Here is a 12,613-nt window from a genome sequence, read left to right as displayed (position 1 = left end):
TCAGGCTCCTTTCTGCGCGGCCTTGAGGGCGCGTGCCAGGTCTTCGATCAGGTCGTCCGCATCTTCGAGGCCGACCGACAGGCGCATCGTGCCCTCGGTGATGCCCGACGCCGCCAGCTGGTCGACCGGTACGCGGAAGTGGGTGGTCGAGGCGGGATGGATGACGAGGGACTTGGCGTCGCCGACATTGGCCAGGTGCGAGAAGACCTTCAGGCTGTCGACGAAACGGCGGCCGGCGGCCCGGTCGCCTTTCAGGTTGAAGGTGAAGACGGCGCCGCAGCCTTTCGGCAGCAGGGTGCGCGCCAGCTGGTGGTCCGGGTGGCTGTCGAGTTCAGGATAAGACACCGATTCGACCGCCGAATTGGACAACAGGAATTCGATCACGCGCCGCGTGTTCGCCACGTGGCGGTCCATGCGCAGGCCGAGCGTCTCGATCCCCTGCAGGATGGCGAAGGCGTTGTGCGGGCTCATGGCCGCGCCGAAGTCGCGCAGGCCTTCGCGCCGCGCGCGCAGGGCAAAGGCGCCGACGGTCGACTCTTCGGCGAACACCATGCCGTGGAAGCCCTCGTAGGGGGTGCACAGCTCGGCGAAGCGGCCGCTCCGGTCGTGCGCAGCCTGCCAGTCGAAGGTGCCGCCGTCGACCAGCAGGCCGCCGATCGCGGTGCCGTGGCCGCACAGGAATTTCGTCGCCGAGTGGAAGACGAGGTCCGCGCCCAGGTCGAAGGGGCGCAGCAGATACGGCGTCGTAAACGTCGAGTCGACCATCAGCGGCAGGTCGTGCTCGTGGGCCAGCGCGGCGATGCGCGGGATGTCGAGCACGTCCAGGCCCGGGTTGCCCAGGGTTTCGCCGAACAGGACCTTCGTCTCCGGGCGGATCGCGGCGCGCCAGGCGTCGAGGTCGCGCGGGTCGACGAAGCTCGTCTCGATGCCGAAGCGCTTCAGGGTATAGGCCAGCAGGTTGTGCGAACCGCCGTAGAGGGCGCGCGAGGCCACGATATGCGAGCCGGCGCCGGCGATGGTGGAGAGGCCGAGGAACATCGCGGCCTGGCCGCTGGCGGTGGCGATGCCGGCCACGCCGCCCTCCAGGGCCGCGATGCGCTCTTCCAGCACCGCATTGGTCGGGTTCGAGATGCGCGAATAGACGTGGCCGCTGCGTTCCATGTTGAACAGGGACGCCGCGTGGTCGGAATCGCGGAAGGCGAAGGAGGAAGTGAAGTGGATCGGCGTGGCGCGCGCGCCGGTCGCCGGGTCGATTGCCGCGCCCGCGTGCAGCGACAGGGTATCGAAGCCCGGGTAGTGTGGACCGCTCATGATCGTCTCGTTTAGAAATAATTATGGGCGGAATCGTAACATTCTTTACGGGCGCCGCAAGGCTGAGCGCGGCTTCTCCCTCGCGTAACTGGATTTTCTGCTAGGCTTAGGCTACATTCGTGTTATGCCTTAGACAAAGAAATCGACTAGTGAATATTCCAACAGAAGCCGGGGTGGCTAATATGAAAGTCTCAGAAATCCTGCAGGTGAAGGGCAACATCCTTTATACGGTGACTCCCGAAACCCTGCTCGCCGACGCCGTCAATACGATGTCGGAAAAGGACATTGGTTCCCTGGTGGTCATGGAGTATGGCGACCTCGTCGGCATGCTGACTTTCCGCGAAGTGATCAAGGTACTGCACGCCAACGGCGGCGCACTCGGCGCCGGCACCGTGCGCAAGCACATGGACGAGGCGCCGATCACGGTCACCCCTGAAACCGAGGTGAACGAAGTGCGGCGCATGATGCTGGAGAAGCATGCGCGCTACCTGCCGGTGATGGACGCCAAGACGCTGCTGGGCGTGATCTCGTTCTACGACGTCGCGCGCGCGGTGCTGGAGGCGCAGAGTTTCGAGAACCGGATGCTGAAGGCGTATATCCGCGATTGGCCGGCGGAGCAGGCGGCCGAGGATTAAGCCGCGCATTTGCATGGTGGGCGCCCTGAGCCCACCATGCGCATGAGGTCACGCGGCGTCGCCGACGCCCTGCGCGCCCAGCCACTCGAGTAATCCCTGCGGCGACAAGGGCCGCGAGAACAGGTAGCCCTGCGCCAGCGGGCAGCCCAGCGCGTGCAGGATCTGCGCCTGGCGCTCGTCCTCGACCCCTTCCGCGATCACCGACAAGCCCAGGTTGCGCCCGAGCTGGATGATCATCGCGGCGATGCTGCTGCCGCGTGCGGAACCCGTGATCTCGGTGACGAAGGCGCGGTCGATTTTGAGGCGGTCGACTTTCAGGCGCTGCAGGTGCGACAGCGACGAGAAACCGGTGCCGAAATCGTCGATCGCGATCGACACCCCGGTGCGCTTGACCTGGGCCAGCATCTCGGCCAGCAACTGCGGTTCTTCCATCGCCATCGATTCGGTGATTTCGAGTTCGATGAATTCGGGCGGGGCGCCGCTGCCTTCCAGCGCGCGGCGCAGCACCTCGACGAATTGCGGATGGCGGAACTGGGCCTGCGACACGTTCACCGACATCGTGAAATCGAGGTAGCCGGCGGCGCGCAGGCGCATCAGTTCGGCGCAGGCTTCGCGCAGCACCCAGGCGCCGATCTCGACGATGAGGCCCGAGTATTCGGCGATCGGGATGAAGCGGTCCGGCGGGATCATCGTGCCGTCCTCCAGCCGCCAGCGCAGCAGCGCTTCGGCGCCGAAGGGGCGCCCGGTCCCCAGGTCGACCTGCGGCTGGTAGGCGAGGAAGAGTTCCTTGCGCTGGACGCCGCTGCGCAGGGCGTGCATCAGGCGTACCCGCTCGCGGATCTCGACGCCCATGCTGCGTGAGAAATAGAAGTGGCCGCCGCGCTGCTGCGACTTTGCGCGCTTCAGGGCGATGTCCGCATCCTTCAGGGCGTCGGCGCCGCTGCCGTCGTGTTCTTCCAGGCGCACCAGGCCGAGGGTGCTTGAAATCTGCACGTCCTGGCCGTCGATCGAGAAGGGCGCGCGGAACAGGGCGTGGATCGCTTCCGGGGTGTTCAGGCTTCCCATCCCCAGCACCGCGAAGATGTCGCCGCCGATGCGCGCGACTTTCAGGCGCGGGTCGAGCTGCGTCTGCAGGCGCTGCGCGACGGTGACCAGCAGCTGGTCGCCGAACTGGTGGCCGAGGGCGTCGTTGGTTTCGGCGAAATGGTCGAGGTCGACCAGGGTCAGCGTGGCCTCGGATCCGCCTTCGTTCGCCACCGCGGCGTCGAGGTCCTCGACCAGCTGCGTGCGGTTCGGCAGGCTGGTCAGCGGATCGAAGAAGGCCGCGTTGTTCAGGCGCCCGACCAGTTCCAGGTTGTCGAGGCTGACCGACACCACGCTGGCGAATACGTGCAGCAGGCGCTTGTTGCCGTCGCTGACCGGTTGTGCGAGCGGGATGGCGGCGGCGAAGTCGCGCCCGGATTTGCCGGGGAAGTAGAGCGCCAGGCAGGTGGGCGTGAATTCGGGACGGCGCTCGGCCAGGGCGCGGTTGACGGCGCCGCTGAAGGGAGCATGGTGCTGGGCGTCGAGGATGCGCTGCTCGAGATCGAGCCCGCTGCCGGCGCCGCCGAGCACGCGCAAGCCCCTGGCGTCGCGCGCGCACAGCACGCCGTTCGCTTCCTGGCCGAGCAGGGCGGCCGCCTGCTGCAGCACCGAACGGGCGACGTCGCGCGCGCCGTGCAGGCGCATCAGCTCGGTGCCGGCGTGGACGATGCGCTCCAGCCCCACGCGGCCGACACCCAGCGCGTGCAGCTGCTGGTAGGCGCGCACGGCGGCGGCCACGGTCGTGTACAGCTTGGTGCGGGTGAGCTCGGACTTGGTGCGGTAGTCGTTGATGTCGAGGTCGCGGATCGCTTCCATCTCGGGCGTGTAGCCCGGCTGGCCGGTGCGCAGGATGATGCGGACGTCCAGCATGCCGAGCGTCTCGCGCACGTGGCGTACCAGGTGCAGGCCGGCATCGGGTTGCTCCATGACGACGTCGAGCAGGATCACGGCGATATCGGGTTCGCGCGCCAGCAGGGCGCGCGCCTCGCTCGCCGAGAAGGCGTGCAGGAATTCGAGCGGGCGGTCCTGCACTTCCAGGCCGGCCAGCGCGAAGGTCGTGGTCGAGTGGACGTCGGCGTCGTCGTCGACGACGAGGATGCGCCAGCCGGGCGTGCCGGCCCGGCCTGCATGCTGGTGCGGAAGCGGCGCCTCATCCAGGAAGATCAGGTCGTCGTGCGCGTCGAACGCGACCCCGGGCGACATCGATGCGGGCATTATTGTTGCGTCTCCAAGATTAGGCTCGGCGGTTCATACCCACGGAGTATAGCGGACATTACCGAACGCGGCGCTCAAATATTGTTGCTCGAAGCAAAAATTTATATCTACGGGGAAACATAATGCGGATTGTCGGAGGAAAAAGCGGGGCGTCGGCCGATCGTTGCGCGGACTGGTAGAATGGTCTTTTTCGCACCCTTCCGCATACGCATATGTCTGGTAATTCCTTCGGCAAGCTCTTCTCAGTCACCACCTTCGGCGAATCGCACGGTCCCGCGATCGGCTGCGTCATCGATGGCTGTCCGCCGGGCATGCTTCTCAGCGAAGCGGACATCCAGTCCGATCTCGACCGCCGCAAGCCCGGTACCTCGCGCCACGTGACCCAGCGCCAGGAAGCGGACCGGGTGCAGATCCTGTCGGGCGTGTATGAAGGCGTCACCACCGGCACCCCGATCGCGCTGCTGATCCAGAACGAAGACCAGCGCAGCAAGGACTACGGCAACATCGCGGATACCTTCCGTCCCGGCCACGCCGACTACACCTACTGGCACAAGTACGGCGTGCGCGATCCGCGCGGCGGCGGCCGTTCGTCGGCGCGCCTGACCGCGCCCGTGGTCGGCGCCGGCGCCGTCGCCAAGAAATGGCTGCGCGAGCGCTACGGCATCGGATTCGCCGGCTGCATGCGCCAACTGGGCGAGATCGAGATCCCGTTCGGCGGCTGGGAGCATGTGCCGAACAACCCCTTCTTCGCCGCCACCGATGATGCCGCGCTGCTGGCGCGGATGGAAGCCTACATGGACGACCTGCGCCGTGCCGGCGACTCGATCGGCGCGCGCATCGACGTCGTCGCAACCGGCGTGCCGGTCGGCTTCGGCCAGCCGATCTACGACAAGCTCGACGCCGACATCGCCTACGCGATGATGGGGATTAACGCGGTCAAGGGCGTCGAGATCGGGGCCGGCTTCAATGCGGTCGTGCAGAAGGGTTCCGAGCACGGCGACGAACTCACGCCCGAGGGTTTTGTGGGAAACCAGGCCGGCGGGGTGCTGGGCGGGATCTCGACCGGGCAGGACATCACGGTCTCGCTGGCGATCAAGCCGACTTCCTCGATCCGCGTGCCGCGCCGTTCGATCGACAAGACGGGCGCGCCGGCCATGGTCGAAACCTTCGGCCGCCACGACCCCTGCGTGGGCATCCGCGCGACGCCGATCGCCGAAGCGATGCTGGCGCTGGTGCTGATCGACCACGCGCTGATGCACCGTGCGCAGTGCGGCGACGTGCACGTCGATACGCCGCGGATCTGATCGTAGGGTGGGCATGCCCACGCGTGACGCCGGCGTCGCGTTGGCGGAGTCTTTCCTCAAGCGAAGCCAACACAGTGCGACGTTCACGCGTGGGCGGAGCCCACCCTACGACTACGCCTTGCCGGCCGCCGCCAGTTCGGACTGCGTGCGGCGCTCGATCGCGCGCACGACCAGCGAGCGCAGGTCGTTCAGCAGCGAAAACTCCGTCTGGCTCAGGCTGATCGACGGGAAGGTGTCGTCCCAGTCGCCATAGATGAAGCCCACGGGCTGGCCGTTCAGGCACAGCGGGATCACGACGAAGCAGCGCGCTTCGGACAGGGTGCCGCGCCACCAGCCGGGCAGCTTGGCGGCGAATTTCTCGTCGCGCGCATTCTCGATGAAGATCACGCGGTCGCTGGTGAGCGCGGCATGGAACACGTCGGCGCCATAGGCATCGTCGAAACTCAGGTTCGGCATCAGGGCACGGGCAGCCGAGCCGAAGCCCATGCGCGCCAGGTATTTTCCCTCGCGCCGGTTGCGCAGAAAAGCAAAGGCGCGCGTAAACGACAGGCCCTGGAAGATGGTCTCGAGCGCCATCGACATCATCTGGCCCGGATTGACGGCGACACCCGCGTCGCGCATGTCGGCCGCGCCGCTCATCAGGATCCGGTTGCCGGCTTCGCGCTTGCGCGCCACCTGCTCGACGCGGGCCTGCGTTTCCTGGGGCTTGGCGAGCGGCGCAATGGTCAGGTCGGCCTGCGCTTCGCGCTTCGCCTTGGCGATCGCAACGAGCATCCGTTCCGGCTCCACGCCCAGCATCGGCGCGAAGGCTTGCGCCAGCTCGGCCACCTGGGTGGCGCCCGCCTCGTCGTCGTTCCAGAGCGAGTTTGCGCAGCGCGTCGACATGGTGCCGAGGGCAGCGAGCCAGTCGTCATGGCCGAAGCCTTCGGCGCGTTCGCCCGGCTCGAGCGTACGCATGCCCGCCACCAGGTTGCGCGGCAGGCCCCAGTGTTCGGCGGTGGCGCGGCCCAGTGCCTCGAGCGGCAGCCCGAGAACTGCCTGCGCCGCATTGTCCTCGCAGCCGGCGCCGGCGATCTCGCGCATGCGCGCCCAGCGCTCCGGCATGTAGAAGGTCACCATCATCCGGCCCAGCGAATGCAGGATCGAGCAGACCACGGCTTCCTCGGGGTCGCGCGTGGCGGCGCTGGCGGCCACCTGCTGGGCCACCATCCCGGCCAGCACGGCCTTTTCCATCTCGACGTGTGCATGCGCCGAATCGGGCGTGCTCTTCGCCAGTTCCTCGATCAGCTTCAGACCAAGCGCCAGATGGCCGATCGCCTCGGTGCCGAGCACCAGCACCGCCTTCGAGACCGTGTTGATGCGCTGGCCGAAGGCCGAGTACATGCCGCTGTTGGCGAGCCTGAGTACCTTCTGCGTCAGGACCGGGTCCGACAGCACGGTCTGCGTCATCGAGAATTCGCGCTCGTCCTCGCCGCGCATCGACGCCAGGATGGCATTGATGGCGCGCGTGAAGCCGGGCATGTCGCCCTGGCGGCGGATACGCTCCCACAGCAGGGCAAGGGTGGCGTCGGCTGCTGGCGCGCGTTCATTCATAAGTGGCGTCATGGTGTACTGGCCCGGAGATCTGGCGGCAGCAATGCCGTGTAATGGTTGTCCTGCAGGGCGGCGAGGGCCACGTGCGCCGGCATCGGTTTGCCGGTGAGATAACCCTGGATGTAGCGGCAGTCGCGTGCCGAGAGCCAGCCCAGCTGCTCCTCGGTTTCGACGCCTTCGGCCACCACCGACAGGTCGAGGTGGCGCGCCATGTCGAGCACGGCGCTGCAGATCGCCGCCTCCTTCTGCGCGTCCGGCAGGTCCTTCACGAAGGCGCGGTCCACCTTCAGCACCGAGATCGGGAAGCGCTTCAGGTAGGCCAGGGAAGAGTAGCCGGTGCCGAAGTCGTCGATCGCGATGCGCGCGCCGCGCTCGGCCATTTTGGTGAGGATGGTTTCCGCGTGCAGCGGGTCGACCATCAGCGTGCCCTCGGTGATTTCGAGCACGAGCTTCTTGCCCGGCATGCCGGACAGGGCCAGTGCCTCGTCCAGCACGCCGAGGAACTTGTCGTTCCTGAACTGGCGCGGGCTGATGTTGACCGAGATGTAGAGCTCGCGCTTGGCCGCTTCCTCGAACTGCAGGATCTGGGCGCAGGCCGACTTCAGGGCCCAGGCGCCGAGCAGGTTGATCAGGCCATTGGTCTCGGCGATCGGGATGAAGCGCACCGGCGGCACCATGCCCAGCGTCGGGTGCTTCCAGCGCATCAGCGTCTCGAAGCCTTCGATCGAACGCGTGCGGGCGTCGACGATCGGCTGGTAGTAGAGCAGGAATTCGCCTTCGCGCACCGCCGAGAACATGGCCGCCTCGAGCGAGATGTCGTGCTGCGGCGGACCCTGTTCGCGCGCGCTGTAGACCACGGCGCGGCCCTTGCCGGTTTCCTTGGCGCGCGACAGGGCGGCGTCGGCCAGCGCCAGCAGGCCGTGGTCGTCCTCGGCATGCTGCGGATAGAGCGCGACGCCGACCGAGGCGCCGAGGTGGATTGTGTGGCCCTCATGCTCGAAGGGCGACTGCAGGGTCGCCAGCAGGCGTCCCGTGACCAGCTTGATTTGCGCCTCGCTGGCGGTGCCGGGCAGGATCACGACGAATTCGTCGCCGCCCACGCGCGCCAGCGTATCGCTGTCGCGCATCGCCCGGCGCAGGCGCGCGGCGGCCTGGCGCAGCACGGCGTCGCCGATCGCGTGGCCGAGCGCGTCGTTAACCTTCTTGAAGCCGTCGAGGCCGATCGTGGCGACGGCAAAGCCCTGGCCGGAGCGACGCGCGTTGGCGACGACCATGCGGATGCGGTCGGTCAGCAGCAGGCGGTTCGGCAGTTCGGTCAGCGCGTCGTGGGTCGCCATGTGGCGCAGCCGTTCCTCGGTGGCGTGCTGCGCGCTCATGTCGCGCCCGACGACCAGCAGGCTGTCGTCCTCGCCGAGCTCGGCGATGCGCAGTTCGAAGGGTAGGTCCTGGTCAACGCAGCGCAGGCGCACGCGCACCAGCACCGGATCTGCCGCCGCGTTGGCCTCCGCGATCGCGGTGCGCAGGGCGGCGCCGTCGCCCTCCAGCACGAAGCCGGCCAGCGGCATGCCCTCGGCCGCTATCTGGAGGCCCAGCAGGCGCAGCGTGCGCCGGCTGGCGCTGCGGATCTCGCCGCTCGGGGCGATCCGGAACGCGCAATCGCCCGCGGCCTCGAGCAGGCTGTCGGCGCCATGCGCCGGCGCCGGGCGCGGCTGGTCGAACGGCACGGCGGCGGAAGGAGAGCGCATCGTTGAAATATCTGCCTTATTGCGGGCACCCTGAACAGGTGGAACCGTGCGAGTTTAACAAACCACAGGGCACTTTATCACTGAAAAATTCCAAGGGGCATTAAAAAAAGATCGGATGCCACTGTGTTTTACGCTTCATTTGCGTTACCGCAGTGGCACCTTGCCTGACGTCGCGCTTTGCGCTAGCCTCTTGACGGATCGCTAACAGGCGCTGTCAATACAAGACCGCCATTGTCGCCGATGAGTTGCACCTAAGAAAGCAAAAGCATTCGATTCGATGCTTTCTTGCAACATTATAGACCGGAACGCGCATAGCCGCGAGGAGCCGCAATGAACCAGTTCGACACGCACGAAGTCTTCAACCAGGCGCCGCCCTTCGGCGACGTCAACCTGCTGCGCTGCGATCCGGCTTTGCAGGAGGGCCTGGCGCGCGAGGGCGCGCAGTGGGCGCACGATGGCCTCGACGCGCTTGGCGCCCGCCTGGGCCGTCCGGAAGTGCTCGACCTCGCGCGCCTGGCCAATGCCAACGGGCCGCGCCTGGTCGCCTTCGACCGCAGCGGGCGGCGCATCGACGAAATCGAATTCCATCCGGCCTGGCATGAATTGATGGCGCTGATGATCGGCGCCGGCGCCCACTCTGCGCCCTGGGCCGATCCGCGCCCGGGCGCGCAGGTGGCGCGGGCCGGCGCCTATCTGCTGTTCGGGCAGGTGGAGAACGGCGCCCAGTGCCCGGTGACGATGACCTACGCCTCGGTGCCGGCGCTGCGCCGCGCCGGCAAGCTGGGCGAGCGCTGGCTCCCGAAAATCCTCTCGAACGAGTACGACCCGCGCTCGCTGCCGGTCGGGCAGAAACGCGGCGCCCTGATCGGCATGGGCATGACGGAAAAACAGGGCGGCACCGACGTGCGCGCCAACACGACGCGCGCAACGGAGATTGCCCCGGGCGAGGCGAGGGCGCGCTTCGGCGAGGAAGGCGAGGGCGCCTGGCGCATCGTCGGCCACAAGTGGTTTTTCTCGGCGCCGCAGTCGGACGCCCACCTGATCCTGGCACAGACCGACGAAGGCGGGAGTGCCGGCTTGTCATGTTTCTTCGTGCCGCGCTTCCTGCCCGACGGCAGCCGCAATGCGATCCGGGTGCAGCGCCTGAAAGATAAACTCGGCAACCGCTCGAACGCCTCGTCCGAGGTCGAATTCTGCGACGCGGTCGGCTGGCTGGTGGGCGCGGTCGGGCGCGGCATCCCGACCATCCTCGAAATGGGCAGCCATACCCGCCTCGATTGCGTGGTCGGCACGGCCGGCATCATGCGCGCGGCCCTGTGCCACGCGCTGCACCACGCGCGCGGCCGCGCCGCCTTCGGCAAACCGCTGGCGCAGCAGCCGCTGATGCAGAACGTGCTGGCCGACCTGGCGCTCGAATCGGAAGCGGCCACCGCCTTCGCCCTGCGCCTGGCGCGCTGCTTCGACAGGGCAGACGATCCGAACGAAGCCGCGCTCGGCCGCATCCTGACCCCGGCCGGCAAGTACTGGCTGTGCAAGCGCGGCCCGGCTTTCGGCGCCGAGGCGATGGAGGTCATGGGCGGCAACGGCTATGTCGAGGATGGGCCGCTGGCGCGCCTGTACCGCGAATTTCCCGTCAACTCGATCTGGGAAGGCTCGGGCAACGTGATGTGCCTGGACGTGCTGCGTGCACTCGGCAAGGCGCCGGAAGCGGCGCGCGCGGCGCTCGAGGCCGAGCTGGCGCCGGCGGCGGCGCTCGACGCGCGCTTCGCCCGGTATGTCGGGCAGCTCGGGCGCGACCTGCTGGACACGGACGAAGCGCGCGCGCGCAGGCTCGCCGAGCGGCTGGTGATCGCGGTGCAGGGCGCACTGCTGCTGCAGCATGCGCCGCCGTATGTGGCCGAGGCCTTCGTCGCCTCGCGCATCGCGCAGGATGTGGGCGGCGCCTTCGGCCGGCTGCCGTCCGGGCTCGACCTCGACGCGATCCTGGGGCGGGCCCTGAAGCTCTAGCATGAAGTTTCTACAGCCGGAGCGCGACAAAAGGACGCGCTACTGGGATAATGGCAGGTTGAACGTCTCAACCAAAGAACACCTCTTATGTCGATCATGAAACAAGACCCGCGCTTCCCGAGCCTCTACATCCTGAACCACCCGCTGATCCAGCACAAGCTGTCGCACATGCGCGAGCACGACACCTCCACGCGCACCTTCCGCGAACTGCTCAAGGAAATCACGCTCCTGATGGGCTACGAGATCACGCGCGACCTGCCGCTGACCACGCGTGCGATCCAGACCCCGCTGGTGACGATCGACGCCCCCGTCATCGCCGGCAAGAAGCTGGCCATCGTGCCGATCCTGCGCGCCGGTATCGGCATGAGCGACGGCCTGCTGGAACTGGTGCCGTCGGCGCGCGTCGGCCACATCGGCGTGTACCGCGATCCCGACACCCACGAGCCGGTCGAATACCTGGTGCGCCTGCCGGACACCTCCGAGCGCACCTTCATCCTGTGCGATCCGATGGTCGCCACCGGGAACTCGGCGGTGCACGCGGTCGACGTGCTCAAGAAGCGCGGCGTGCGCGACGACCAGATCATCTTCCTGGCCCTGGTCGCGGCCCCCGAAGGCGTCAAGGTCTTCCACGATGCGCATCCGGACGTGAAGCTGTATGTCGCTTCGCTCGACTCGCACCTGAACGAGCACGCGTATATCGTGCCGGGCCTGGGCGACGCCGGCGACCGCATCTTCGGCACCAAGTAAGCGGTGACGGGCGCAAACGATACGGACTTCTTTGTCCGCTTGACCCAGGCGAACGAAGACTTCCGCGCCGGCCTGCCGGCCACGCTGCAGCGGCTCGGCGCGGCCGGAGCGGACTTCGATCCGGCCACGCCGGCGCCCGCGCTGGCGGCCGACCTGCAGTCGCTGCTGCATACGCTGGCCGGCGCCGCGGTAACCTTCGGCTTTCGCGAACTGGGGCAGGGCGCGCGCGCACTCGAGCAGCGCCTGCGCGTGCTGACGGCTTTCGAACACGTGGGCGAGGACGACTGGCGCGCATGGCTGGCTTCACTGGACGATTTTGTCCGCAGCGGCCTGGCGGCGCCCGCGCCGGCGTATCACAGCGCCGCGTTTTCCCTGTTGCCATAGGCCAAAAGTCTAGCGTCGAGCCGTTTGATCCAGCGCAAACTTGCCAAGCTTCGATGACCTATATTCTCCCTAGTGCCGATGCAAATCGAGTCCCGCAATAGTCGAGCAAATAGTTGGTGTACGGCATTGTTACGCACACTGTTTTTTTATTTTGCGAAAACTGCTTGTGCGCGGTTTTATTCGGTATAATACGGGATCGTTGGGTTCGAGCTAGTAGTGCAGTCTGTCTGTCATTTCTTTCTTGCTTCTTCAAACGATCATAAACGGGCGTAAGCCCACTTAACTGAAATAGGAAATTGTAATGGCAACTGGCATCGTTAAATGGTTCAATGACTCGAAGGGCTTCGGCTTCATCACCCCTGATGAAGGCGGCGAAGATCTGTTCGCGCACTTCTCGGCTATCCAGAGCCAAGGCTTCAAGTCCCTGCAAGAGAACCAGCGCGTCTCGTTCGACGTGACCTCGGGTCCTAAGGGCAAACAAGCATCGAACATTCAGCCGATCTAATCGCTGAGTTACGATGAAAAAATCCTCGGCATTGCCGGGGATTTTTTTTCGTCTATCGCTTTCGCACAGCATGGCGGAGTCATC

10 protein-coding genes are annotated in these 12,613 nt (G+C 66.6%); 6 read left to right on the top strand and 4 right to left on the bottom strand.

Features of this window, described 5'->3' with window-relative positions; translation table 11 throughout:
* Complete coding sequence (locus tag ACI48I_RS17795) at window positions 1–1,311, bottom strand: O-acetylhomoserine aminocarboxypropyltransferase (RefSeq protein ID WP_193686047.1); 1,311 nt, start codon at window positions 1,309–1,311, stop codon at window positions 1–3.
* A 182-nt stretch (window positions 1,312–1,493) separates the two neighbouring features.
* Between ACI48I_RS17795 and ACI48I_RS17790 the strand changes: the two genes are divergently transcribed.
* Complete coding sequence (locus ACI48I_RS17790) at window positions 1,494–1,946, top strand: CBS domain-containing protein (protein ID WP_193686046.1); 453 nt, start codon at window positions 1,494–1,496, stop codon at window positions 1,944–1,946.
* A 48-nt stretch (window positions 1,947–1,994) separates the two neighbouring features.
* On the opposite strand, the gene ACI48I_RS17785 is transcribed toward ACI48I_RS17790, so the two are convergent.
* Window positions 1,995–4,244, bottom strand: a complete 2,250-nt coding sequence (locus ACI48I_RS17785) for a GGDEF/EAL domain-containing response regulator (protein ID WP_498574953.1) — start codon at window positions 4,242–4,244, stop codon at window positions 1,995–1,997.
* Window positions 4,245–4,456: 212 nt separating this feature from the next.
* Here ACI48I_RS17785 and aroC point away from each other — a divergent pair, with 212 nt between their 5' ends.
* Window positions 4,457–5,548 (top strand): chorismate synthase, encoded by a 1,092-nt coding sequence (gene aroC, locus ACI48I_RS17780; protein ID WP_193686044.1) that lies wholly within the window; start codon window positions 4,457–4,459, stop codon window positions 5,546–5,548.
* 111 nt (window positions 5,549–5,659) lie between these two features.
* Here aroC and ACI48I_RS17775 read toward each other — a convergent pair whose 3' ends face one another.
* Window positions 5,660–7,153: an HDOD domain-containing protein gene (locus ACI48I_RS17775; protein WP_498574952.1), complete on the bottom strand. Its 1,494-nt coding sequence runs from the start codon at window positions 7,151–7,153 to the stop codon at window positions 5,660–5,662.
* The gene (locus ACI48I_RS17770) at window positions 7,150–8,886 is read right to left on the bottom strand and encodes a putative bifunctional diguanylate cyclase/phosphodiesterase (protein WP_193686043.1); all 1,737 of its coding nucleotides are present in this window, start codon (window positions 8,884–8,886) and stop codon (window positions 7,150–7,152) included. The genes ACI48I_RS17775 and ACI48I_RS17770 overlap by 4 nt, the downstream gene beginning before the upstream one ends.
* A 330-nt stretch (window positions 8,887–9,216) precedes the next feature.
* Between ACI48I_RS17770 and ACI48I_RS17765 the strand changes: the two genes are divergently transcribed.
* The 4 genes from ACI48I_RS17765 (at window position 9,217) to ACI48I_RS17750 (ending at window position 12,529) form a co-directional block, all read left to right on the top strand.
* Complete coding sequence (locus ACI48I_RS17765) at window positions 9,217–10,893, top strand: isovaleryl-CoA dehydrogenase (RefSeq protein ID WP_498574951.1); 1,677 nt, start codon at window positions 9,217–9,219, stop codon at window positions 10,891–10,893.
* Between the two features lie 96 nt (window positions 10,894–10,989).
* A complete protein-coding gene (upp, locus tag ACI48I_RS17760) occupies window positions 10,990–11,640 on the top strand; it encodes a uracil phosphoribosyltransferase (protein WP_193689087.1) in 651 nt (216 codons plus the stop codon).
* Window positions 11,641–11,643: 3 nt separating this feature from the next.
* Window positions 11,644–12,024, top strand: coding sequence for an Hpt domain-containing protein (locus tag ACI48I_RS17755; protein WP_498574950.1), 381 nt, complete (start codon window positions 11,644–11,646; stop codon window positions 12,022–12,024).
* Between the two features lie 301 nt (window positions 12,025–12,325).
* Window positions 12,326–12,529 carry a cold-shock protein gene (locus ACI48I_RS17750; RefSeq protein ID WP_182988379.1) on the top strand — a complete coding sequence of 68 codons (204 nt, stop codon included), beginning with the start codon at window positions 12,326–12,328 and terminating at the stop codon, window positions 12,527–12,529.
* Window positions 12,530–12,613: the final 84 nt, after the last annotated feature.

Source organism: Massilia sp. LXY-5, assembly GCF_059801075.1.
This window is presented reverse-complemented; position numbering and strand designations above follow the sequence as displayed.

What these genes read in the sequence shown, in the direction of transcription:
- upp (WP_193689087.1), top strand. Translation starts at nt 10,990, where the DNA reads ATGAAACAAGACCCGCGCTTCCCGAGCCTCTACATCCTGAACCACCCG.
- ACI48I_RS17750 (WP_182988379.1), top strand. Translation starts at nt 12,326, where the DNA reads ATGGCAACTGGCATCGTTAAATGGTTCAATGACTCGAAGGGCTTCGGC.
- ACI48I_RS17770 (WP_193686043.1), bottom strand. Translation starts at nt 8,886, where the DNA reads ATGCGCTCTCCTTCCGCCGCCGTGCCGTTCGACCAGCCGCGCCCGGCG.
- ACI48I_RS17795 (WP_193686047.1), bottom strand. Translation starts at nt 1,311, where the DNA reads ATGAGCGGTCCACACTACCCGGGCTTCGATACCCTGTCGCTGCACGCG.
- aroC (WP_193686044.1), top strand. Translation starts at nt 4,457, where the DNA reads ATGTCTGGTAATTCCTTCGGCAAGCTCTTCTCAGTCACCACCTTCGGC.
- ACI48I_RS17765 (WP_498574951.1), top strand. Translation starts at nt 9,217, where the DNA reads ATGAACCAGTTCGACACGCACGAAGTCTTCAACCAGGCGCCGCCCTTC.
- ACI48I_RS17785 (WP_498574953.1), bottom strand. Translation starts at nt 4,244, where the DNA reads ATGCCCGCATCGATGTCGCCCGGGGTCGCGTTCGACGCGCACGACGAC.
- ACI48I_RS17775 (WP_498574952.1), bottom strand. Translation starts at nt 7,153, where the DNA reads ATGACGCCACTTATGAATGAACGCGCGCCAGCAGCCGACGCCACCCTT.
- ACI48I_RS17790 (WP_193686046.1), top strand. Translation starts at nt 1,494, where the DNA reads ATGAAAGTCTCAGAAATCCTGCAGGTGAAGGGCAACATCCTTTATACG.